Source organism: Ruegeria sp. AA3 (genome assembly GCF_056542905.1).
The window spans coordinates 157,833-181,052 of the sequence record NZ_JBQGAQ010000006.1 but is presented as its reverse complement, the minus strand read 5'-3'; the positions used below and the strand labels follow the sequence as shown (position 1 = coordinate 181,052).

Annotated in this window: 17 protein-coding genes and 1 pseudogene; 3 read left to right on the top strand and 15 right to left on the bottom strand. The window is 56.5% G+C overall.

What is annotated here, in order from left to right; genetic code table 11:
* Positions 1-407 precede the first annotated feature (407 nt).
* The 4 genes from ACR0JR_RS12625 to ACR0JR_RS12610 all read right to left on the bottom strand — a co-directional run bounded on the left by ACR0JR_RS12625 (position 408) and on the right by ACR0JR_RS12610 (position 6,375).
* Positions 408-1,925: an ABC transporter permease gene (locus ACR0JR_RS12625; RefSeq protein ID WP_480456437.1), complete on the bottom strand. Its 1,518-nt coding sequence runs from the start codon at positions 1,923-1,925 to the stop codon at positions 408-410.
* Positions 1,926-1,935: 10 nt separating this feature from the next.
* Complete coding sequence (locus tag ACR0JR_RS12620) at positions 1,936-2,985, bottom strand: quaternary amine ABC transporter ATP-binding protein (protein ID WP_480456436.1); 1,050 nt, start codon at positions 2,983-2,985, stop codon at positions 1,936-1,938.
* Between the two features lie 64 nt (positions 2,986-3,049).
* Positions 3,050-4,018 (bottom strand): ABC transporter substrate-binding protein, encoded by a 969-nt coding sequence (locus ACR0JR_RS12615; RefSeq protein WP_480456435.1) that lies wholly within the window; start codon positions 4,016-4,018, stop codon positions 3,050-3,052.
* A gap of 35 nt (positions 4,019-4,053) precedes the next feature.
* The gene (locus tag ACR0JR_RS12610) at positions 4,054-6,375 is read right to left on the bottom strand and encodes a DUF1989 domain-containing protein (protein ID WP_480456434.1); all 2,322 of its coding nucleotides are present in this window, start codon (positions 6,373-6,375) and stop codon (positions 4,054-4,056) included.
* Positions 6,376-6,479: 104 nt separating this feature from the next.
* Here ACR0JR_RS12610 and ACR0JR_RS12605 point away from each other — a divergent pair, with 104 nt between their 5' ends.
* On the top strand, positions 6,480-7,493 hold the full coding sequence (locus tag ACR0JR_RS12605) for a LacI family DNA-binding transcriptional regulator (RefSeq protein ID WP_480456433.1): 1,014 nt from the start codon (positions 6,480-6,482) through the stop codon (positions 7,491-7,493).
* A gap of 104 nt (positions 7,494-7,597) precedes the next feature.
* On the opposite strand, the gene ACR0JR_RS12600 is transcribed toward ACR0JR_RS12605, so the two are convergent.
* A complete protein-coding gene (locus ACR0JR_RS12600; RefSeq protein WP_480456432.1) occupies positions 7,598-7,951 on the bottom strand; it encodes a winged helix-turn-helix transcriptional regulator in 354 nt (117 codons plus the stop codon).
* A gap of 41 nt (positions 7,952-7,992) precedes the next feature.
* Between ACR0JR_RS12600 and ACR0JR_RS12595 the strand changes: the two genes are divergently transcribed.
* Together ACR0JR_RS12595 and ACR0JR_RS12590 are read left to right on the top strand one after the other, a co-directional pair.
* Positions 7,993-9,114, top strand: coding sequence for an NAD(P)/FAD-dependent oxidoreductase (locus ACR0JR_RS12595; protein ID WP_480456525.1), 1,122 nt, complete (start codon positions 7,993-7,995; stop codon positions 9,112-9,114).
* A gap of 58 nt (positions 9,115-9,172) precedes the next feature.
* Positions 9,173-9,928: a truncated hemoglobin gene (locus ACR0JR_RS12590; protein ID WP_480456431.1), complete on the top strand. Its 756-nt coding sequence runs from the start codon at positions 9,173-9,175 to the stop codon at positions 9,926-9,928.
* Between the two features lie 220 nt (positions 9,929-10,148).
* Here ACR0JR_RS12590 and ACR0JR_RS12585 read toward each other — a convergent pair whose 3' ends face one another.
* From ACR0JR_RS12585 to ACR0JR_RS12540, 10 genes and pseudogenes are all read right to left on the bottom strand, one after another.
* Positions 10,149-11,117 (bottom strand): D-2-hydroxyacid dehydrogenase, encoded by a 969-nt coding sequence (locus ACR0JR_RS12585; RefSeq protein ID WP_480456430.1) that lies wholly within the window; start codon positions 11,115-11,117, stop codon positions 10,149-10,151.
* A 53-nt stretch (positions 11,118-11,170) separates the two neighbouring features.
* On the bottom strand, positions 11,171-11,374 hold the full coding sequence (locus tag ACR0JR_RS12580) for a hypothetical protein (RefSeq protein ID WP_170477150.1): 204 nt from the start codon (positions 11,372-11,374) through the stop codon (positions 11,171-11,173).
* The gene (locus ACR0JR_RS12575; protein ID WP_480456429.1) at positions 11,371-12,114 is read right to left on the bottom strand and encodes a maleate cis-trans isomerase family protein; all 744 of its coding nucleotides are present in this window, start codon (positions 12,112-12,114) and stop codon (positions 11,371-11,373) included. The genes ACR0JR_RS12580 and ACR0JR_RS12575 overlap by 4 nt, the downstream gene beginning before the upstream one ends.
* Entirely contained in the window at positions 12,111-13,193 is a 1,083-nt protein-coding gene (locus tag ACR0JR_RS12570) for a pyridoxal phosphate-dependent aminotransferase (RefSeq protein WP_480456428.1), read from the bottom strand. The genes ACR0JR_RS12575 and ACR0JR_RS12570 overlap by 4 nt, the downstream gene beginning before the upstream one ends.
* Entirely contained in the window at positions 13,190-14,839 is a 1,650-nt protein-coding gene (locus tag ACR0JR_RS12565) for a hydantoinase B/oxoprolinase family protein (protein WP_480456427.1), read from the bottom strand. The genes ACR0JR_RS12570 and ACR0JR_RS12565 overlap by 4 nt, the downstream gene beginning before the upstream one ends.
* The gene (locus tag ACR0JR_RS12560; protein ID WP_480456425.1) at positions 14,836-16,935 is read right to left on the bottom strand and encodes a hydantoinase/oxoprolinase family protein; all 2,100 of its coding nucleotides are present in this window, start codon (positions 16,933-16,935) and stop codon (positions 14,836-14,838) included. The genes ACR0JR_RS12565 and ACR0JR_RS12560 overlap by 4 nt, the downstream gene beginning before the upstream one ends.
* A 271-nt stretch (positions 16,936-17,206) precedes the next feature.
* A pseudogene (locus ACR0JR_RS12555) lies at positions 17,207-17,937 on the bottom strand (IS6 family transposase).
* A 61-nt stretch (positions 17,938-17,998) separates the two neighbouring features.
* On the bottom strand, positions 17,999-18,991 hold the full coding sequence (locus tag ACR0JR_RS12550; RefSeq protein WP_480456424.1) for a C45 family autoproteolytic acyltransferase/hydolase: 993 nt from the start codon (positions 18,989-18,991) through the stop codon (positions 17,999-18,001).
* Positions 18,992-18,999: 8 nt separating this feature from the next.
* Positions 19,000-20,448, bottom strand: a complete 1,449-nt coding sequence (locus tag ACR0JR_RS12545) for a biotin carboxylase (protein WP_480456423.1) — start codon at positions 20,446-20,448, stop codon at positions 19,000-19,002.
* Between the two features lie 17 nt (positions 20,449-20,465).
* Positions 20,466-23,198: an aminotransferase class I/II-fold pyridoxal phosphate-dependent enzyme gene (locus tag ACR0JR_RS12540; RefSeq protein WP_480456422.1), complete on the bottom strand. Its 2,733-nt coding sequence runs from the start codon at positions 23,196-23,198 to the stop codon at positions 20,466-20,468.
* Between the last annotated feature and the right edge of the window lie 22 nt (positions 23,199-23,220).

The window sequence follows — 23,220 nt, the reverse complement described above, 5'->3', positions numbered from 1 at the left end:
ATCAAGATCGAAACCCTCGTGCGTGGCGCTACGACAAACACTGCCTGTTGTACGGTGACCTCGTGATAAACGAACTGACTGCACGCGGCCGGATCACCCTACTAATTGAATGACGCCTCACTGGGTGGCGAATGCGATTAATAGTCCGGCGATCTGGGTTCAAACATCAATCCAACATATGCGGCACTGGATCTGCGCTGCCACCGGGTTGGAAAACAATTCGAACCAGCTTCAATCAGATTAGTAGAACAAAATAGCCTGTCACCATGTAGGTGCCTGCGCTGCCCACACGCCGGACCAGAGAGGTTGCTCAAACTAAGGGCTCAGACGAAACCGTGACATCCGCGAACAAATCTGCATCGCCCACCTCGAAATACTGTCGAGTGATCGTGCGCTTGATGTATTCGTCATTTTCTTCCAGCCACAATCCGATCCAGGATGAGCGCGCAGAACAGGATCGCCAATCCAGCCAAAATTCCTTGTCCTGCAGCGGCATATTGAAGTGCCTCCAGCACGTCCTCGCCCAAGCCTTTTGCACCGATCAGCGAGGCGACGACCACCATCGCCAGAGACATCAGGATAGTCTGATTCACGCCCGCCATGATAGTCTTGTGCGCCAGGGGCAGATCTACCATCCATAGCAGATACCGGGGCGTCGCTCCAAAGGCCAAGGCGGCCTCCCGCACGGTTTCGGGGACTTGCTGCAGGCCAAGGACGGTAAAACGGATCACCGGGGGGCTGCCAAAGATCATTGTAGCGACCACGCCCGCTGGCTTGCCTGATCCGATAAAGGCCACGACCGGGATCAAGTAGACGAAGGACGGCATCGACTGCATGAAATCCAAAATCGGTCGCACGATTGCAAACGCTCGCGGGCGGCGCGCACAATAGATGCCCAGCGGGATACCTAGCGTGATCGAGATCAGCGCCGCTGCGCCCAGCAGGGCAATCGTGGTCATCGCTTTTTCCCAGAAATCCAATAGACCCAGATAGGCCAGCGCTGCACCGGTGAAGATTGCCACGCGCGGTCCGGCAGAGAGATAGGCCAGCATGATAATCACCAGTGCCACGACCGGCCACGGCGTATCGACCAGCACTACCTCAATCCAGTCCAGCAGGGTGCGCATCCCAAAGGTCAGCCCATCGAAGAAGCCGCGCCCGGCGGTCTTGGTCCATTCAAACACTGCTTGTACGCCATCCCCGACGTTCAAACGCCAGTCCCGGTTGGTTGGGAAAGTTTTGAGTACTGCTAGCGCATCGGGTTGCGCGAACTTGATCATCGACAAGATTACTACCACGGCGGTCAGCGCCGTCGCGACGACTACCCGAGGCAGCGACCAGCCATGCGCTACGCTCGGGTCCGAACGCCAGCGCGCGAACTGCCCTTCAAGCGTCCAGTTGGCCAACGAGGCGGCCAGGAACTTAAACGCCAGCAGAAGGACGATCCCGATAACCAGATAGGTGAATCCTGTCGAATCCGCCGAACGTGCGGCCTCCTGCGCGCCTGCCAAAGCACCCTCAAGCGATTCCGCGGCGCGCTTCAATGACTCCAAAGTGGTTGAACCGGATTGCTCTGCCGCTGCAATTTGCTGGCGGCGCAGCTCCAATGTCTGCTCAATCTGTTCCGCGCGTTCCCGAAACTCACGGCCCAGATCACCGAACAAGCCCAGGCCGATTTGGTTATAGGCAAGCGTTTCCAGCACCAAAAACCCAAGGAACCACGACCACAGCCCCCGCGCCCCGAACCATATCGGACCTAAAATTGCAGCGGCCTTGTTCAGCGTAAAGCGGTAGCCGGGGGCCTGCATCATGTAGGCAAAGGTCTTTTGGTAATAGGACTGCCCCTTTCCCACAAAATCTCCGATCAAGCCATTCAGGCGGTCGGCGGTTTCCGGTTGGATCTGTTGTGTATCAACATGTTTCATAGCGGTCCCCCTAGGCTTGACTGTCCTGAATCGCGCGGATCAGACCCGCTCGGTTGATAACACCCACGGTCTTGCCATCCTGAGTGACGGCTACAACTCCATGACCATCAACGCAGAGGTTCATCAGATCGGACAAATCCATGTCCGGATGCGCCTCTTTGGCATCTTCGGGCACTTCGCCGTGATGCGCCTCGAACTCTTCAACCGGTTTCATCACCGCATGGGCGAAGATCATGTTGAGTTTGGAAATCCCTGCCACAAAGTCGGCCACATAGTCATCGGCGGGGTTGAGGATGATCTCTTCCGGCGTACCGATCTGCACAATGCGCCCATCCTTCATGATCGCGATACGATGGCCGATGCGGATCGCTTCATCTAGATCGTGGGTGATGAACATCGTGGTTTTGTTCAGCTTGTGGCTGAGATCCATGAACTGGTCCTGCAACTGCTTTCGGATCAGCGGGTCGAGGGCCGAGAACGGCTCGTCCATCAGCAATATCTCGGGGTCGGCGGCGATGGCACGGGCCAGACCCACACGTTGCTGCATACCGCCCGACAGCTCATGCGCATATTTGTCTTCCCAACCGTTGAGCTCGACCAGTTCCAGCACCCGGTCCGCTTCTTCCCAGCGGCGCGCCTTGCCGGTGCCTCGGATTTCCAGCGGCATCGCTACGTTGTCGCGGACAGTACGGTGGGGCATCAGGCCGAAGTTCTGGAACACCATCGCGACGCGCCGGTTGCGCAGGTCGCGCAGGCCCTCATCATTCAGGCCCATCACGTCCTCGCCATCCAGATAGATATGGCCGTCCGTGGGCTCCAGCAGACGGTTCACATGGCGCACAAGGGTCGACTTGCCCGAACCCGATAAGCCCATGACGCAGAACAACTCACCCCGCTCGATTTCGAAACTTGTATCGGCGACGCCGACAACGCAGTTGAAGCGCTCCAGCACTTCGGCCTTGCTCAGCCCCTCGCTGTGGATGGCTTGCAAAGCTTCCTGCGACCGCGCACCAAAAACCTTCCAAACGCCTTTTGCGTCGATTGCGATATCCGCTGTCATACTGACCCCACCGCAGTTGAATGAATCGAGCGACGCCCCCGAAATCATCGGGGGCGCACAGGTTTTAGTTGGTGGTCAGACCAAGCCAGCTGTCGACGGTATCGCCATTGGCGGCGATCCACTCGGCCACGACCTCGTCTGTATCACGCCCTTTGACGACGACCTCGTAAGTCAGACCGCTTAGCTCACCGGCATCCATGTCGATATTGGCCAAAAAGGACGCCGCTGCCGGGTTGCGCTGCTCAAGCGATTTGGAATGGGCGACGGTCACGGTCTTGACCGGTTCACCGGTGCTGATATGGGACTTGTTGAACCAATCCGCGTCCTGATCGGGCTGCACCATCTTGTAGGTGGTCGCATCATGTTCGGGTTCTTCCAGAATTGTCACATCATACAAAGCATGCACGTAATGCGGCGCATAGCAGTAGAAGGCCGCACCCTTCTGTTGGTCAACCTGATCCTTCAAGCGCGAATAGAACACGGTTTCATCCTCGGTCGTTGGTGTCAGGAAGGTCTCGATCCCATAGTCCCGCACCCGCACTTTGAATGTGTTGGTCGAGGCCCAGCCCGAAGCACCAACCCAAACCTCACCCATGCCGTCACCATCCGAGTCGAAGAGCTCTTGCGCCATTGGGGTGGCCAGATCGTAGATTGAACGGATGTTGTGATCGTCAACCATATAGTTCGGCACGCAGATGCCGGCGCGCCCCTCGTAGCTGCCAGAAGACAGCGCGACAGTGCCCTTCTGATCGACATACTCGTCGGTGAACGAAGACTGGTTCGGCAGCCAGACATCCGGGTGCACGTCGATATCGCCACGCCCGCCATCCATCGCTGCAAAGATCACCGCATTGGCGCCAGGCGCATAGCCAACTTCACCGCCTAGACGTGTTTCGATAACCTGACCAATGACGCGGCTCATAATCTTGGCACCGGGCCAACTGGGTTCACCGACCATCACTTTGTCCTGTGCGATCGCGGTTGTCGCGCCCAATGTCAGGGACAATGCTGCCGTTAGCATTCCTTTTTTCATATTATTTCTCCCGTTTCGTTGAGTTACATGCGCCATCAGGCGCGCGCCCGCTTGCGTTGCGGATCTATGAATGGAATGTCCGAGACCGTCGCGCACAGGCGTTTCATCCGCCCGTCGAGCTGTCCGATCTCCAATTGAGTGCCGTTTTCCGCCTGCTCGACCGACAATCGGGCCATCGCAATCGCATGCTCCAGCATCGGTGAACGTATAGCCGAGGTCACCACACCCACCTGCCGTTCTCCTGCATAGACCGGCGCACCGTGGGCTGGCACGTCATCACAGCCGATCAGCAGCCCTTTGAGCACCCGGCGCGGATCGCGTGCGTTGCGTTGCAGAGCCGACTTGCCGGTGAAGTCAGACTTAGTCAGATCGACCGCAAAGCCCAACCCAGCCTCGAACGCATCGACGCCCGGTGCGAATTCGGCGTTTGCGGCGGCTAGACCTGCCTCGATCCGGATGATGTCTAGTGCGGCTGAACCCATCGGGGTGATCCCGAACTCTTCGCCGGCTGCCATTACCGCATCCCAGATCGCGACAGCATCGGATTTTGAGCAGAAAACTTCATACCCTAATTCGCCGGTATAGCCCGATCGCGACAGCATGAACGGCGAACCTTCGCGATCGTTAAGCCGTGCGACGGTGACACCGAACCATTTTAGATGATCCAGGCTGGGAACATGCGGTTGGGTAAAAGCGATCTTGCGTAGCAAGTCGCGCGATTTCGGCCCTTGAATAGCCAGGTTCGGCATCGTTCCGCGCAATGCGTGGACCCGCACTTGCAAGCCGCGCGCGTCTGCCAGTTCCTGCAACACCCGCCCGCTTTCCTCGGACCCGCAGCACCAACGGAAAATTTCGGGTGCCAGACGGAACAGGGTGCCATCGTCAATGACCGATCCACTTTCGTCGCACATCAGCGTGTAAGATCCACGCCAAACCGACAGTTTCGCCACGTTTCGAGTGGTGGCCAGTTGCAGCAGCGCTTCGGCATCCGGGCCGACGATATCGAATTTGCGCAGACCGCTCATGTCCTGCACTGTCACAGCTTCGCGGCAGGCCCAATATTCACCCAAAGTACCATGGGCCGGGTAACTGACCGGTGCCCATAGATCACGCGCTGGCGCAAAATGCTGGGTCAGCGGGGCCAGACGGTCATGAAAAGCGGACTCCTGGCTGATCGACATGAGGGCGTCTTCCTTTTCGCGATAGGCAACCGCACGGCGGATCGGTGTTTCAGGGCGATAGATACGTACATGCACATCCGTCGGGTTCCAGCCGTTGATCGGATCAATATCGTCTGGACAGGCGGTCGAGGTGCAGACCAGATCCTCCAACGCTCGCATGGCAACATAATCACCAGGGCGTGAACGGGATTCTTCAGTCAGGATATGATGCGAAGCCGGGTCAACCCACGTGCTCCAGAAGAAGTTGATTGCGGGCCAAGCGGTCCGCTTTTTGACACCGTAGGGCACCAGAGCATTGGTCATGTTGTCGGAACAGTTTAGATGGCTGGGAAAGCCTCTCTCTTCGTAACCGCGAGCGGTGCACGCCAGACCGAATGTATCGTGTTGACCACAAGTGTCCTGAACCACATTCAGCAACGGGCGCATATCGCGATCAAAGAATTTATCCAGCAAACCGGGACCGGGAAAAGCCCGTCTAACCATGGACCGAGTGGCAGTGGAGTCGATCATCCATTCCTCGCCACGGTCCAGGCCATCAGCCCGCAACGCCATGAAATCGGAACATTGCTGACCTTCAACATCGATGATTTGAACGAATTCGCCAGCTTTAAGCTCATACGCCATGGCGCTGCCGCGAGCGATGGTGAATTCGTCTCGTGTATCCCCCAGAAAAGGCGGCAATTGCACATCACGTTTGGCTGCGGGTTTGTGCAGAACCGTCACATTTCCGGCGCCTGAGCCTTCGATTAGCCCGGCAACTCCGACGGGTCGGATCAACCAGACCGTCATCGTCTGACTGGCACGTATAATCACTGGCTCGGATGACTGATCAAATCTGTAACAGGGAACCCGCTGATCCCCATCCCGCGCTGCTATCCAGCCCGAGAACTGGGCACTGTCAAAACCGTCCCATTCAACCAACCCGGTTTGGCTCAGCCCAAGCGCCGCAAGCATCGGCTGCCCACCCTCTGCCAAAGCAGCAAGATCCAATGGCTGCATTGAACGAGCCCCTTCTACTGACAGCAAATCTCCGGGTTTGATCGACAGCTTCACCGCCTCGCGCGGCGACAGGACATGCGTGCGTGCGTCAAGGGCATTTGGGAAGCCCGGGAACCGGCGACCGGGGCCGTCGTACCCCGTGTTAGTAAAAGTATGCAAAACCGTAGACCCGTGCATGGTGCAGCCAGATTCCCAAAATGTAACTAGTTACAGAGCTTGATGAAACCAGTTACATATGTCAACTCTTTACTTGGAAATTGGCAAGACGGGCCCTAAAATCAGTGACGCAGAAAACCCCCGAGCCTAAAAAACGCTCAAATCTCAGAGATGTAGCAAAAGCAGCGGGCGTGTCCGTCGCAACGGTGTCCAGGGTGCTGAATGAACCGACCGTGGTGAAGAAGGAAACGCTCGAAAAAGTTCAGACCGCGATTGCCGAGCTAAAATTCGTTCCTAGCGCGGCTGCCAGGGCAATCAATTCTGGTCGCACCCGCTTTGTTGGGGCTTTGGTCCCTACGCTGGACAATGCGATCTTTGCCCGATTCCTTGCTGCTCTGGAGCGTAAGCTATCAGACCATCAGTTGTCTCTGATCGTTGCGACAACCGAGGCGAGCCTAGAGATTGAAGCCGAGAAAGCCAAAAGCCTGCTGGATATCGGGGCAGAAGGACTGATCATCACTGGCATTACCCACAGCCCGGCGTTTCACGAACTGATCGAACGGGCGTCGTTGCCAACGATCGTCACGTCTTTCTTTAATCCAGAAAATCCGCTGCCGACCATCGGGTATGATAACGCGGCTGCGGCGCAACTTGCCCTAAAACACCTTGTTGAACTCGGACACCGAGACATTGCGGTCGTGCATGGCCACGTTAACGATAATGACCGCACCCGAGCGCGCCTAACCGGCCTCAAAGCCTTTCCCTTCGACGGAAAGCTCTCAACCTTCGAGACCGAGATCAGCCATCAGGGCGGCGCAGACGCTGCAAAACACTTGGGCAATCTAAGCACCAGGCCAACGGCAATTCTATGTCTATCCGATGTCGTCGCCCTGGGGGTTTTGCTTGGTCTTCAGGCGCAAAATATCATCGTCCCGGACCAAATTTCCATGGTCGGGGTTGACGATCTTCCAACTTCGTCTGTGACCGTTCCGCCACTGACAAGCGTACATTTACCGGTCTCTCAAATGGGTGAACGCGCAGCAGACGCGCTTGCCAACTGGATCACATCTCATCAGGCGCCCAAATCCGAAGAGCTGTTTACACAACTCGTTGTTCGCAACTCAACAAAACGTTGTTGAGGCAAGTGGTCCAGACCAGACATTGGCCGACGCGTTCGATACTGGGCTTCAGTGTCCTGAAAGCAACCGTTGGAAGGATGTAATTACTGCCGGGACGTACGCAACTATATGCGCTCCTTGCTGTCTTTCGGATGTGCCATTTTGCCCGCGTTTGTGGCCGCCCATTCATGCATGGCCTGCAACAAAGGGATCAGACTTTGCCCCAATGAGGTCAGACTGTATTCCACATGTGGAGGGATAGTCCGAAAGTCCTTGCGGGACACAAAGCCAGCGTCCTGTAGCTCGCCAAGTTGTCGGGTTAGCGTGCGGTGGGTGATGCTACCGAGGTTGCGCTGAAGCTGATTAAACCGCGAGGTTTCCTGCGCCAGCCAATAGATGATCAAGAGTTTCCACTTGCCCGAGATCGCCTCTATCAGTGGCTCAATCAGACAGTTTTCATCTGGTTCGAGCGTTGCCATAGCGGTATCCTATATGACCGTACTTGTCGTTTTGATCTTGTATTTTTAACTACGCCTCAGACTTACGGAACGCAACGAGGAAGAAGATGACCCAGAAGAAAGTCGTGATTGTCGGCGGTGGATATGTTGGCTTTGAGGTCGCCAAAGCACTGGATGGATACGCTGATGTCACGCTGATCGAGCAGCGCGAAGCCTTTGTGCAGCCACCAGCGACCATTCGTGCACTTTTGCAGCCCGAATTGTTGGATCAAATCATTCTGCCCTATGATCGTTTGCTGATGCATGGACGCGTCATTCGCGGTCGGGCCTCAAGGGTTACACAATCCGAAATTACATTAGAAGACGGAACCATCTATCCCGCCGATTACATCGTCCTGGCGACAGGTTCGTCCTATGCTGCGCCTTTCAAACCTGAAGGCAACAGCATTAAGGATTTTTGCGAGGCGAGTGCTGAGGTTAGTTTGCAATTGGCGTCAGCAAAGTCGGTTGTCATCATCGGAGCAGGTGCGGTCGGCACCGAGTTGGCAGGGGAAATCGCCGCAGCTCAACCCGACAAGGACATAACATTGGTTTCTTCAGATAACACTTTGTTTCCAATGTACCCGGCAAAGTTGGGCGCGCAGTTGAAACGCAAGCTGGAACGCGCCGGTGTGAACATCGTTCTGGGCCAAAGAGCGGAAAACTTGCTACACTTGGACAGACCCTATGCCGGGTCGGTCAAATTGACCGATGGCCGGGTGATTAGTGCTGATCTGGTGTTTCCTGTGATCGGATCCAGGCCAAATACGGCTTTGGCGCAAACGCTTTCCGGGGTCGCCACGGCACCTTCTGGCCGGATTCAAACCGACAATTGGTTACGCCCTTCCAAGCACCCGAACGTCTTCATCGCAGGAGACATTGCCGATATCGGTGACGGTATGACCATTGTGGCAATATCCCGACAGAATCCGTGGCTGATCAAAACCTTGAAACAAGCACTGAAAGGCCAGGCGATCGAGGGTCTAAAGCCATATGTGCCATGGAAAAAAGCCCCGATCTTATTGCCCCTTGGTCCCAAAATCGGGAACAGCTGGCTATTTGCGACTGTTGGCGATTGGGTCACGCGCCAGATGAAGGGAAAAGACCTTTTTATTTCGAAGTATCGCAAGGCGTTCGGGCGATAGGATCGGCTGAATGCCCCACAATTCACCTCCCGACAAGAGACTGCCAGGACATAAACTGATGACACGTGTCGACCTTCCGAAATTTCCAACGAGCCACGGGTATATGAGTGAGCGCGTTCAGCAGGCATATATCACAGCTGCGATCGAAAATGGACTGCTGCCCGCTGACGCCCACCGCATGGCAGAGGTTGTTTCGCTAACTGCACCGGGCGACACCTCAAAGCCGATTCAGTTCTGGCAGCTATTCTCTGTCTTGGGACAAGATGCAATTGTTGGCGTAGTCACCAGATTCTATGAACGCGTGTTTGCCGATGAGCCTTGGTTCACATCCGTCTTCGAAAGGGTTGGGGGATTGCACCACCATGTTGCGACCCAGGCATCCATGTGGATCGATGTCATGGGGGGTGGCCCCTATTACCACGGCGCTGAGTTTCGGTTGAACTTTCATCACGCGCATAACGCTATTGCTCTGATGAATGACAAGGGGGCAGAACGCTGGGCCAACCTGATGAGACAGACGTTGGATGCCTCTGCGGACCTGCTCACTGATGATCCACGCGTGCGGATCAGCCTCAACACGTTCCTGTCATACTTCATGACAAAATACGCCGAAGAATTCGCCTTCCAGGATCGGCACATTTTTGGTGAAACGAACGGACAGCTAAAGCGCCGGATAAACTTCCTGAGAATGACGACCGCCGCAATCGAAAACTTGAGCACGCAAGAGCTAAGCGACGCGCTGGCTGAGCACGGTGTAGACGTGTCCCAATATCCGGACAAACAGGCGCTTGTTGAAAAAGCGTTGATGATGTGACGCCTGCAATCCAAGCCAGACACCAAATCACCCCGCCGAAACAGCTGGCAGCATCACAAACACTTATGTTGAAGCTGCCAGACCGATTCCGATGATTGTCCCTTGTGCCGTGCAGAAACCGCGCCGCTTGGAAAGAGTCGCTATTCGGCTTGGCTTGAAATTTGATCCTGAAGAAAACATGCGCTCCGAACCAAACAGGCTACAGGTCAGGTCATTTTCTTTAGTATCCACGCACAGGGTTCACGATATTGACCAATCTCTCGCCGCGTATCCAGCGATCCAGGTTCTGAATAAACAGCTCAAAAGAAGCCTGTTCCCATTCGGCATAAACCGATGAGCAATGCGGTGAGATGACCACGTTCTCAAGAGCCCAGAGCGGGCTTGTTTCGGGAAGAGGCTCGGTTTCGAACACGTCCAGTACCGCCGCCGCCACATGACCTGCACTCAGTGCTACGTGAAGGGCAGCTTGATCCACTACACCGCCGCGTGAAACATCCGCGAGGATGACGCCTTGCTTCATCGCCGCAATCTCTCGCGCACCGATCAAGCCACGTGTCGCTGGAATTAGTGGGGTCGAGACTGCAATGAAATCCGCAAATGGCAGAAGGTCATGCAGTTCATCCGCTGCGTGCACCTCATCGACATTTTTCATCGGCTTGGGGCGGGCACGGGTTCCCAAGACTTTCATTCCAAAGGCCTTGGCGCGCGCCGCCATCGCCTGACCGGTATGACCCAGCCCGATGATCAGGAGTGTTTTGCCCGCCAACGGCCTGACCGTACGCGCGTTCCAGTGCCGCGCAGCCTTGTCTTTCTGCAGACCAGGCACATCCAGGGTAAAATGCAAAAACCCGCCAAAGATATATTCCGCCATCATCCCAGCGGCCACACCCGCAGCATTGGTCACGATAGTCCTCTGAGGGTCCCACTGGCCGTAATGATCAGTACCCGCCCCGCCATTGGCAATCCAACTTGGGCCTTGCGGGCCAAACAGCGCGTCGCGCGGATAGCCAGGCGTGCCCGCGAAACGAACCGAATAGACGACCTCGGGCTTATAGCTGTCGATCAGCGTAGGAAGACCCTCATAGCTGTTGCATTCACGATAATCTGCTTTTGGGAATGCGGCGCACAAGCTTTCGGCAAGCGGTGCCGTGTCGCTGTTGTGCAGAATGATACGCGGGGTGTCAGACATGGTTTTCCTCCACGAGAGCACGGACATGCTGTTCCATTTCACTAAATTTGGTCTCAGGCCGCATCAACCGCCCTGGCATCTTTCGCGGTGCCGCGAGTGGCAAAGGCACAATCCACAGTGACTCGCCCTGCCATCACACCTGTTGCAGCGGCTACCATGCGAACCGTGTCGATCAGCAGCGTTACGCCCAAGTTGAGAGCACCTCGCAGCATGTCCTGGCATGCGAGCGAGAGCTCAGCGACCCGGTCAAAACTCATAGCCGCTCTCTTTCCAAAAGCTGACCGAACCCCGGCAAGGCCTCGCCGATTCCAGCAAGCTGCATCGCACGGAAAGCCATTGCTTGATTAGACGTGATTACTGGTTTGCCCACAGCTTGCTCTAAATGGGCGATGATCTCGACGCTGCGCATGTCAGTGCAAGACAGCACAATCGCATCGGCCTCGGGATGGTTGGCGGCAAGGCCCAAATCGAACACCGCCTGCGGGTCCAGTTCGCCCTGTCCGTAGTTGTCCAAATCACTGTCCACCTCTGAGCGGATCAAGGTTTCAACACCCATTTGTGCCAAAAATCCGACGGCCATGTCATTGATCGCAGGCACATAGGGCGAGGCAAAGCCGATACGCCCCACCCCCAGTGTGGTCAGCGCGTGTACCAAAGCGCCTGCCGCCGTCACAGTTTGGGCACCACTCGTGGCTTTGATCCGTTCAGAAAGCCCTCGGTCAAATACCGGGCCGTGCGTAAGCGTAGCCGAGGTACAGCCATAAAGGATCACATCCGGACGTACACCCTGCAACAGATGCAGCGACTCGTCCAAATCCGCTGCGCCCAGCCCGTGCATCTGGTCTGCATCGGGGACCTTGTCCTGATCATAGCCCCCCATACGGGCGAAATGCATCGACACGCCATCGGGGCGCAACAGTGTCATGTCGGGTTCGAGATTTGTATTGGTGAAAGGCACCAGAACACCGAATCGGGCACGCCCACGAGAATTCGTCATGATAATCCCTCCTTTACCAGGCGCTCCAGAAGGCTCACAGCAATGTCGATTTGATCCGCGACACCGATGGTTACACGTAGGCAATCGGCAAGCCCAGCTCCGGCTTGCGGGCGCAAAAACACGCCCTCTGCCCGAAGGGCATGATCGGCGTGGTGCGCCGCTTCAGGGCTTTCCATATGGATCAGGACGAAATTGGTAAAACTTTCAGGCACATTTAGCCCGGCCTGAAGCAGCCGTTGGCGCAATCCGTCGCGCAATCTCGCCGTTTCCCGACAGGTTTCGCGCATATATCCTTGATCCAAGAGCGCAGCTTTTGCAGCCGCCTGGCTGGCTATCGTGATGTTGTTGGGGTTCATCACCTTGCGAAGCTCTCGGGCGATTTCAAGTGGAAACAAGCCCCAACCTACGCGCATCCCGGCCAGACCATACGCCTTAGAGAAGGTACGCAGAACCACCGTATCGCCGCGTTCGACCAGATCGAACACGGGCTCTCTTATATGATCTGTGAACTCGGCATATGCTTCGTCGACCACCAGTAGGGTATCGCGCGGCAAGCCTTCGCGCAGACGTACCAGTTCGGCGCGCGGGATGCGGGTGCCAGTAGGATTGCCGGGATTGGCAACGAAGACGATACGGGTGTCGTCCCGGATAGCTGCAAGCAACGCATCGACTGAAACGCGCTTGTCTTCTTCCGGAGCGTCGTCATAGCGCGCTCGTGCTATCTGCGCGGCAGTTCGGAAAAACGGGTAGGCATGCGCCGGGGCCAGCACCGAATTGTGCTCATCCGCAAACGCTTGTGTGATGCATGAGATCAGCTCCATCGAGCCACAGCCACACAGGATGCCATCGGCAGGGATACCATGGAGCCACGACAACGCTGCGCGAAGCTCCCCCCAGTCTGGGTCGGGGTAGAGATTTCCGGCTTCCAGCGCTTTTGCGGCCGCGTCAATCGCGAGGGGACTGGGAGGGCGTAGGCTTTCATTTTGAGAGAGCGAAATCAGGGGCTTCCCCTTCGGTGCATCAAGCTGAGCCAGCGCATAAGGTGACATCGCGGATATATGCCCAACCGAACGGATCATGGTTTGTACCCATAGATATCGCGCGCAGCTTCTTGACTGATCAGTCCTTCGTCCAGATCGCGGCGAACGTCGTTCCGACTACGCTCATGCGGATCTCCAAAACCGCCACCACCCGGTGTTTCGAAAAGCAAGTTTTCTCCTGCCTTCACTCGAACCTCACCTTTTCCAGGCAGATCTGGTCCGTCATGGCCGATGCGGATGCGCCCCGGTGCGCCAGGACCCCCTCCCTGACGCCCGCGCGCAGGGTTTAAGACACGCTCGACCGAAAGAAACACCATGAATTCTTCGTCCTGCGACGAGCGTACTTCGATATGTTGACCTAAGCCGCCGCGTGTTCGCCCGGGTCCGCCGCTGTCCGGAATGAGCTCGCGCCGTGTGATCAGGACAGGCGCGACCGCTTCGGTCGTTTCCACCTGACTTCCCCAGACACCCGACGGAAAGGCGGTAGCCGAGAGCCCATCCAGATCAGGCCGCGCCCCGGTTCCACCGCTGAATACAAGCTCCAGCGCAAACTGCTCATCCCCGCGAGACACCGCCTCGGGTGTATGGCGCAGCGGCAGGTCATACATGCATGATGCCCCCTCGGCCGGGACAGAATCCGGCAGCGCCTGCGACAGGCAGCCATAGACCAAATCGGGTGTCATCTGCCCCAGTGTATGGCGCATGGCGACCGGTGCGGGTGCTTGGGCGTTCAGAATACAGTTCTTTGGCCCCGTAACGTGGAATGCCTCAAGCGAGCCCGCATTGTTGGGAATGTCCGGCCCGATAATACAGCGAAGGGCAAACACCGAATATGCGGTGGCGTAATTGAGCGGCACGTTGATACCCTTTTTTGACAGGCCGGAAGTGCCGCTGAAATCCAGATTAACGTAATCTTCACCGATGGTCAGGGTCGCATGAAGATCAATCTCCTGCTCATACCCGTCTACCTTCAGCATAGTGTGCCACGTCCCTTCGGGAAGTTCGGCAATGGCCTCAACGGTGCCACGATATGAAGTATCAATGATGTAGTCGGCTAGTTCGTCCAGATGGTCGATACCGAACTCATCCATCATGCTGGCAAGTCGCGCGGCACCAGTCTCGCAACACGCGATCAGCGCATAGATATCGCCTTCATTGGCGACGGGTTCGCGAGAGTTGGCTTTGACTATCTCCATCAGAAGTGTGTTTAGATTGCCCGTATCCACTAGCTTACAAGGAGGAATGAGCAGCCCCTCGTCAAAGATGTCAGCGCCCTCTGGCCCCATTCCCAGCCCGCCCAGATCGACTAAATGCGAGGTGCAGGAGGTAAACCCGATCACCTGATCCCGAAAAAACACCGGCATCATCAACAGGAAATCGTTCAGGTGCCCAGAGGCTATCCACGGATCATTCGTTAAGTAAATGTCGCCGGGCCTCATATCCTGAAGCTGAAAGCGGCCGCGCAGTGCTTTGACTGCTTCAGCCATGGTGTTGATATGGCCTGGCGTGCCGGTCACGGCCTGAGCCAGCATTCGACCCTGTAGATCGAATATGCCAGCGGAAATGTCACCGCATTCGCGCACGATGGGGCTGAAAGCTGCGCGTATCAGCGCCTGACCCTGTTCCTCTACCACGGCCAATAGCCGATTCCACATGACCTGCAGGCGAGTATTCGACGTGCTCATCGGTTGCCCTCCCGTTTGCGTATGAGCCAAATGTTACTGCCGCCATCCAAATGGGCTGAGAAATCTGCGCTGACGAATGTCGTGGTCTGCGGCTCGATAATCAGGGCAGGCCCGCTCACTTGGTCGCCGGGCCTGAGCGCTGCGCGCTCGTGGATCTCCGCCTCGCGCCACTCACCGGTGACATCACACAGGATGCGCCGCTGCCCATCTGGCCGCGCAGGCTTTTTCTCAAGCGTCTCGGGGTAATGCTCCAGCGCGGGTGGCGCTGACGTGACCTCCAGCGCCCAATTCAGAACCTCGATAGTCATGCCTGGCACTGCGCGGCTGAATTGGTGGCTGTATTCCTCCTCGAACGTCTTGCGAAGTGCAGGAATGTCCGCCTCTTTCAAGGCCCGGTCAGGTAGCGTGATTTCAATCTCGTGCCCTTGCCCGTGATAGCGCATGAAAGCCTGCCTTTGCCGGGTTAGTCGCCCTTCTGGTGCGCCAGCCCTCACAACGGCCTCAGCCTCACTGATCATTGCGTCGAAGAAGGCATTAAGCCCCTCAAGGTCGAGCGCCTCAAGGGTGCTATAGCGCGAGCGGATGATTTCAAACGAGACCGGAGCAAATAGGAACCCCACCGCCGAACCTACCCCTGGATCACGCGGGACCAGAATGCGATCGACTTGTGCACGCCGCGCCACCCTTGTGGCGTGCAGGGGGCCATTGCCACCAAAAGCGATCATCAACCGAGCGCCCAGATCCTTGCCAGATTCCACCGCATGCATCCGCCCTGCGGCAGCCATGTTCTCATCCACGATCTCGCTGACCCCATGGGCGACCTGTGCGCTGTTTAGCTCCAGCGCCTGCCCGATCCCCGACGCAAGCGCAGTTTCAGCCGCGTCCGTATCGATCCCAAGCCGTCCCTCAGCAAAACGCCCCGGTTCAATCAGCCCCTGCACCACATCAGCATCTGTTACCGTCGGATTGGTTCCACCCTTGGCAAAGGCGGCGGGTCCGGGCTCGGATCCCGCACTTTCGGGCCCGACCTGCAAGCGGCCTAACCGATCCACATGCGCGATCGAACCGCCACCTGCTCCAATCTCGATCATTTCGATCACCGGAATACGTACAGGCATACCCGAACCCTTGATGAAACGCGCCGCACGCGCGATTTCGAATTTTCGGGCTGTCTGCGGGCGATATTGGTCGATCAGGCACAGCTTGGCAGTCGTACCGCCCATGTCGAAACTCAGCACTTCGCGCTCGCCGGTCTCGGCGGCGATGCGCGCAGCCAGAATGGCGCCCCCCGCAGGACCGGATTCTACAAGTCGGATCGGCAGGCGCGCGGCGGTTTGCATCGTGGTCATGCCCCCACCCGCAGTCATCATCAGGATCGGGCATCGCAACCCCTCATCGCTAAACCGCGCTTGGAAATCGGCCAGGTAGCTTTCCATCTGAGGCTGGATATAAGCGTTGGCTATGGTAGTTGAGAGCCGGTCGAACTCGCGCGCCTCGGGGCTGACCTCGTGCGATAGCGAAATCGTTAGATCGGGTATCGCCGCCAGCAGAAGTTCACGCAGCCGCAACTCATGTGTCGGGTTGGCATAGGCATGCATAAGGCAAATGGCCACGGCCTCAGCGCCGCAAGCAGAAAGCTCTTCAGCCAGTTGGGAAACAGCCCCATCATCGAACGGCTGTAACTCCAGCCCGCGCGAGTCCATTCGGCCTTTAATCGTAAAAGCGCGCGCACGCGGCACGATCAGATCAGGTTTAACAAGATTGATCTCATATTGGTTGTAGCGGCGCTCATAGGCGATCTCGAGAATGTCGCGAAACCCTTCGCTCGTCACAGTCGCCACAACTGCTCCACGGCGCTCGATCAACGCATTGGTGGCCAGTGTCGTGCCATGGATAAAGCCGCTGATCTGAGGCCAGTCCGCCCCGGTTTTGTCCAACACGTACTTAGCACCCGCAAGCGCCCCAAGTGTCGGGTTTTTCGGGGTGGTCGGTGTTTTGGCAGTGGCAAGGATATGACCTTGCCCATCGACCAAAACCGTATCGGTAAATGTACCGCCAATATCAACGGCAAGGCGCAACCCGTTCTTGTTGTGCATCTAGAAAAACCAGAATATCAGGAGAGGCAGAAGAGTTGAGGATGCCCGGTCCAGCAAAAGCCAAATCGGTTCATTACCAGCGTCAGTTTAGACGACCAGATCACAGCCGGTTTCCCGGCGTCCCAGTTTTGCAATCATGATGTGCGCCATGTTTGGCCGCTCTTACTCTTTTCCATGCCCAAAACGCTGCCCGAGTACCGGACTGGCTGTCAACAAAAATGTGGACAAGTCCTGCAAGCATGCGGGTGCGTCAGCCAGATTCGAACCAGCCTCAGATAGACCAATAGGGCTGTACCTTGAAAACGCGTAGATCGCGCGATCCGGTATGAGCGGCCGTGCGCGTCAATTTGAATACACCCCAGTTGGCCAGCGATCTTTCCCAATTGATGTGGTTCTAGACAAAGGAATGAACGGCAGCGACTTCTGCCGATCTCGCATGCGCTTGAAACGCCGCATCGCGCGTTCGCATCGTAGGAAAGGAAGATGTGAATTCTCGACGCGGTTTTTGAGCCACCTGCCCGTCTGCTGTTTTTCGTTAGCACCAAGCTCTGTGAGAGCGGCCCGGTACGATGCGAAACGGCCCGTGACGACGTTTACCGCTTTACCGTGTCGCTTCATCAATTTCCTGAGGAATTTCAGTGCTGCAGCTTTGTTTCGACGTTTGGTGACAACTGCTTCCAACACTTCGCCTTCGTGATCTACGGCCCGCCAAAGATAATGCCGCTTGCCATTCACCTTTACAAAAACCTCATCCACTTACCACTTCCATTTTGAAAAGGCTCGGAGTTGCTGAACCCGTTTTCTTCGGATCTCTAATGCAAACATCGGCCCGAACCTGTTCCACCGATACCGGACAGTTTCGTGGCTCACGTCGATGCCTCGCTCGTGCAACAAGTCTTCGACATTCCGAAGCGAGAGCGGGAAGCGGATGTACAGCATCACCGCAAGGCGGATGATCTCGGGGCTGGTTTTGAAGTACTTGAAAGAAGCAGGCCTGGTCATGGACAAAAGCCACGCAACCGCCCTGCCCCGCTCAAGCAAAGTTCTTCTGACAAGCCCCGGGCTAGTATCTGAACTCAGTCTCCGCCTTCGGCAACATCAGGCTGACCTTTCCTTCGCTGAAGTTACTAAACGACAGATCCCAGCTCGTCCCTGGCCATACCAGTTGCAATTGCTTTGTTGCTGGTCGGTAGACAGCAGTATAGAGCGTTCCGAACCCCGAGCTGAATGCCGTGGAATAGAGAGGCGGACGCAGGAAAGCGTCGATAAACCGCTTTTCGCTTTCGGGGTGCTGGTTGAGACGGTTCAGCAGGAACCGTTCCCGCTCAAGCGTAGCGGTAAAGCGTGCATGTTTCGACCATTCGACCTGGCCCTGGTGGTTGGTCGCCACCGGCACGTCAGAGATTTGCGGATGCCGGTCGGGGGCCAGAAACACCGTGCCATGATTGTACTTTGCGTCCAATACGGTGACGTTATAGCTCATGTGGCAGGGAATACGACTTAGGCATTCAACCGCTTCAGCGGTTGTTTCGCAGGTTTGCAGAACATAGCGCAGGATCAGTGGAACGCCGAACCCATCACCCACCTCGCGCCGTCCGCCAAATGTCAGCGACACTGTCAGACCGGCATCGTTTATCCCGTCGAGCAGGCCAAGTACGCCATCACTCATCCCGATCACGCCACGCTCACCCCAGCGGGTTCTAAGCAAGGCGGCATCGAAGGTCTTGGGGTGGTAATCATAGTTTCGCACCAGAATAGGTGTCTTGCCGCGCCAGACCGCCTGACTGCACCCCGACAGGTATTTCGGCGGGCAGTAAAAGCTGAGAAACCGCGCTTGGCTGTCGCTGCCGCCGACCAGTTCAACTACCTCTTCATACAGCGGCATGATCTCGGGCATATGTTTTTGCAGGGCGCGCAGGCATTCACGATAGGTGGGGCGGGCCGAATACCCCTCTTGCGCCCACCATTTGCGGTAAGCGGGCCAGTATTCGGCAAACAGCCCGGCCAGCTTAGGACCGGGCTGCGCCTCGTCGATGGAACGAAAAACAAGCGTCATAGGACTTTCTACATGATTTTGAACGCGGGGTCTTCCATCGGTTGCGCCGCGGGCAGAGGTTCAGCCGTATAAGCCGAAGTGATCCCATGGATCCACTTTTTCGACTTGTCAGTCAGTTTGAAACCTTTGGTCATCGACCGCCCGCGCGTCACCAGAATGCCCAGATCAGCCCCTTCATAGCGGTAATCGCCAACATTCGAGATACGCAGGAAAAACGCCTCATTCTCGCCCACGGCGCGGCGGTGATAGTCGAACCGGTCAAACACCACACGCCCGTCTTCCAGCATCTTGTAGATCCCCGATTGCGGGGCCTGCGTGATGCGGTCGACACTGTCATCGGTATGTTTGATCACCATCTGTGACCAACTGTCGATCATGTCCGGGTCAGCCCAGCGGGCATTCAGTTCCTCGACATCCAGTTCGAACGGTTTCTTCGAAAACTCCAGCAGGTGGAACAGGAACAGTGGCGCATCGGCATGAGCAAAGGCTGCGTGGTTGGTCATCGAACTGGCGCCGGTGATGCGGGGGTTCAATTCGCCTAACCAAAGCTCATCGGTTTTCTTGTCGATCAGGAAGTCAAGCTCGAAATACCCGCGATAACCGGATTTGCGCATTTCTTCTCCGAACTGGAAGGTCAACTGCCGCGCTTGTTCGCGGGCCTTGGGTGGGAAGGCCGTCGAGAAAATCTCATTCCCGCACCAGCCGCCGCGATAGGGGGTGAGTTCCTTAAAGCCCACAAGCTCGGTCATCAGTGGGCCGACGATGGTGCCTTCGGACGTCGCACAGGCCTCGATCGCTGCACCGCGACAATCGATCCGTTTCATGATCTTGATCTCGCCTTCCCCGACGATCTCGTGCTCATGCTTTTTGAAATCGGTCTCGGACTTGATGAAAAAAGTCGTGTGGCCACTGTCGCCAAAGGCCGATTGCAGCACCAGATCGTGGCCCAGACCCGCCTTGTCGCAGATTTTCCGCAGGTGATCGTAGCTTTTGACCACACTCAGGGTGTTTGGCACCGAAGGTACACCCGCCTTATTGCCGATGCGAACTGTTTCGATCTTGTTGTCGCATTTGGTGCGCAGCTTTGCCTTAGGAAACCATAGCTGGCCACCCAACTCCTTAACCAGCGCCTCGGTGGTTTCGTCAAACATCAAGAAGACAAACTTGGGCTTGCCGCCGCGCCGTTTGATCAGATCAATGACCTCTTTGTGCTGCAACAGATAGTTATTGATGTCTTCGATCGACTGGAATTCGTCATGCGGCATCTCGGAAGGCACGAACACGTTCGGGTGTCGACCGTCGAAGCAATCCATGTAGCAGATATAGGTAAAGTTCATCACCCATTCATCCAGCCCCAACAAGTTGAAATTGGTCGCCGATACAAAATAGATCGGGTCCTTGTTGGTATGAAAATACCGGCGGATTTCCGAGATGTTTTTCAGCACCTTCTTTGGCATATGGTCCTCCCAGTCCCTTATGATTTCTTGATTGTTTTCAAAGCGTCTTCGGTAAATATGCGCAGGCCCAGATCGGCGCGGAATCCATGGATTTCCGAGACGTCCAGTTCCTGCATGAATTTAAGGATTTCAGGACTGATCACCTGCCCCGGCACAAGAATGGGAAAGCCCGGCGGATAAGGGATCACAAATGTGGCCGAGACCATCTCTTCCCCTGTTTCAAGCCGGTTCAGCATGTCTTTGTCGGGCTCGACATAGTCGCAGTTGTCTTCGTCATAAGACAAGAAAAACGCTGTGCGGATGTCGCCTGCCTCAGTGCCTTTTTCACAGCGGAACGCATCGTGGAACCGGCTGAAATCGGGCAGCGGCGGGACGTGTTCGCTCAGGTTCCTGACGCGCTTCTCAAAGGCCCGTTTTTCCATCTTGGACGCATCGTCCATCAGATCGTCGAGTTCCTTGGCGATCTCGACCAGCACTTCGATCAGATAGGCGACGGAACTGCGCGTGGTGCCTATGTTGGTCATGAACAGCACGGTATTACGCGATGTCTTGTTGATCTGGATGCCGTATTTATCCATCAGGATCTTGGTCTTGAACGTATCGCCATCCCAGCCGGTCGCGCCCACATGCAGGGTGATCCGCGTCGCATCGAGAACGAATTCATCCTTAGCCCAGCAATCCCAGACATCGGCCCAGCCCTGATCGGGATCGAAATAGCTGGTCATGCCGCTTTCGCGGTACTGTTCGGGGATCATGTCGCCTGCGGTGACCAGCCGGAAGTATTTCTTGAGCAATGGATGCGTTGTAACCGCCCGGCGGATTGCCATGGCGCTTTCGACCTGTCGCTGGACGAACTCATACCCTTCGATCTCGACCTGCCTGCGGCCCACGTCCAGCGATGCAATGATCTGGTAGTTGGGCGAGGTCGAGGTGTGGGTCATATAAGCTTCATGAAAGGCTTCTTCGACAGCACCTTTGAACTGCTGGTCGTTGACGTGGATCATCGAGCCCTGCCGTAGCGCGGTCAGCGTTTTATGCGTTGATTGCGTGGCATAGACCCGCACCCGTGCGTCCGGTGGTGCGATCAGGCGCGTATCGAGCCACGCGTCATCTCCCTTGCCCTCCAGTTCCTTTTGCTGTGCCGCATAGGCCTCGGCGTGTTCGGTGGTGCGGAACTCTTCTCGCAGAATATTGGCCGAACGCATCGCGGTGCGTACGCGGGTATTGGGCGCAAAGCGGGCGTAACCAAACCACGCCTCATCCCACAGGAACACAAGGTCTTTCTTGATCGCCAGACATTCCTGCATCACCCGCTGGACGTTATAGACGATGCCGTCAAAGGTGCAGTTGGTCAGCAGCACCATGCGCACCCGGTCCAGTTTGCCTTCAGCGCGCAGGGCCAGCAGTTTATGTTTGATTTCACGGATCGGTACCGCACCGTACATCGAGTAATCGTGCAGCGGATAGCTGTCCATGTAGACCACGCTCGCCCCCGCCAGCACCATACCGTAATGGTGTGATTTATGGCAGTCACGGTCGACCAGCACGATGTCACCGGGCCGGACTAGCGCCTGCACCACGATCTTGTTGCAGGTCGATGTTCCGTTGGTGGCAAAGAAGGTCTGTTTAGATCCAAATGCGCGAGCGGCGGCTTCTTGCGCCTCCTTTATCGGACCTTTGGGTTCCAGCAGCGAATCCAGCCCACCCGAGGTGGCAGAAGTTTCAGCCATGAAGATGTTCGATCCGTAGAACGCCCCCATGTCCTGAATCCAATGGCTGCGGCTGATGGATTTACCCCGGCTAATTGGCATTGCGTGAAACACGCCTGTGGGCTGTTTGGAGTATTCCTTGAGCGCTGTGAAGAACGGCGTCTTGTACCTTCTTTGCACCCCCCGCAGAATGTTCAGGTGCAGTTCCAGAAAGTCTTCCTGATTGTAGAACACCCGCCGGCACAGGCCGAGATCAAGACCGGCGATATCTTCCGCCGAGCGGTCGGTGATCAAATAGGCATCCAACTCGGGACGAAGCATGCCGATCCGGCGGCAGGTTTCTGGTCCGTATTCCGAGGGCGACAGCGCATCTAGATCGGCGCCCTCGCCATAGAGGCTGATATAGCGGCCCAAAACATTGGTTTCGTTCTTGGATTTCAGGCTCAGGCCCGGGCGGACGATCACAGCCTGAACGTTCTGGTTGAACAGAACCCCGATCAACGCGTCCTCGACACTAGGAACCACGACGGTTTCATATATGAACTGGTCTTCGCTGCGGCGCATCCGTTGCAGGCTGGATTGCAGGAACCGTTCTTGATGCTCGTTGACATTATCGACGATCATCACTTCGAAGTAAGGCCGACCCAGTGCACGGGCTTCGTGGCTTTGGGCCGCTTCGTCCTCGAACTCATCGCCTTCGGTTTCATCCGCGATCAGGGGGATCGAGCGGCGACGATACGCCCCCGATGTAAGCGCACGCGACACCCGGCGCACGGCGGTTGAAAAATCGCCAAAGTTGCCATGATCCAACAACCGGCGCAGATAATCGAATGCAGAACCGCCCGGAAACGCAAAATACACTTCGATCGGGGCCAGCGCCTGCAACAATTGCCGTGCCCGGTCCCGATCTTTTTCGCTACCGCCCTGATCCAGAGATTCGGCCGTTTCCCGCAGCGCGCTCCATCGGTCTGCTCTCAGCTGTGAGGCGCTGTAGTAGTCCGAGATAGTGTGGAGCTTTTCGCTATCGGAAATGCCGTGCATGAAATTTTTCCTTTCTGCCGAT

Coding starts and splice junctions, on each gene's coding strand:
- ACR0JR_RS12625 (WP_480456437.1), bottom strand. CDS start 1,925: ATGAAACATGTTGATACACAACAGATCCAACCGGAAACCGCCGACCGC.
- ACR0JR_RS12620 (WP_480456436.1), bottom strand. CDS start 2,985: ATGACAGCGGATATCGCAATCGACGCAAAAGGCGTTTGGAAGGTTTTT.
- ACR0JR_RS12615 (WP_480456435.1), bottom strand. CDS start 4,018: ATGAAAAAAGGAATGCTAACGGCAGCATTGTCCCTGACATTGGGCGCG.
- ACR0JR_RS12610 (WP_480456434.1), bottom strand. CDS start 6,375: ATGCACGGGTCTACGGTTTTGCATACTTTTACTAACACGGGGTACGAC.
- ACR0JR_RS12600 (WP_480456432.1), bottom strand. CDS start 7,951: ATGGCAACGCTCGAACCAGATGAAAACTGTCTGATTGAGCCACTGATA.
- ACR0JR_RS12590 (WP_480456431.1), top strand. CDS start 9,173: ATGACACGTGTCGACCTTCCGAAATTTCCAACGAGCCACGGGTATATG.
- ACR0JR_RS12585 (WP_480456430.1), bottom strand. CDS start 11,117: ATGTCTGACACCCCGCGTATCATTCTGCACAACAGCGACACGGCACCG.
- ACR0JR_RS12580 (WP_170477150.1), bottom strand. CDS start 11,374: ATGAGTTTTGACCGGGTCGCTGAGCTCTCGCTCGCATGCCAGGACATG.
- ACR0JR_RS12575 (WP_480456429.1), bottom strand. CDS start 12,114: ATGACGAATTCTCGTGGGCGTGCCCGATTCGGTGTTCTGGTGCCTTTC.
- ACR0JR_RS12570 (WP_480456428.1), bottom strand. CDS start 13,193: ATGATCCGTTCGGTTGGGCATATATCCGCGATGTCACCTTATGCGCTG.
- ACR0JR_RS12565 (WP_480456427.1), bottom strand. CDS start 14,839: ATGAGCACGTCGAATACTCGCCTGCAGGTCATGTGGAATCGGCTATTG.
- ACR0JR_RS12560 (WP_480456425.1), bottom strand. CDS start 16,935: ATGCACAACAAGAACGGGTTGCGCCTTGCCGTTGATATTGGCGGTACA.
- ACR0JR_RS12550 (WP_480456424.1), bottom strand. CDS start 18,991: ATGACGCTTGTTTTTCGTTCCATCGACGAGGCGCAGCCCGGTCCTAAG.
- ACR0JR_RS12545 (WP_480456423.1), bottom strand. CDS start 20,448: ATGCCAAAGAAGGTGCTGAAAAACATCTCGGAAATCCGCCGGTATTTT.
- ACR0JR_RS12540 (WP_480456422.1), bottom strand. CDS start 23,198: ATGCACGGCATTTCCGATAGCGAAAAGCTCCACACTATCTCGGACTAC.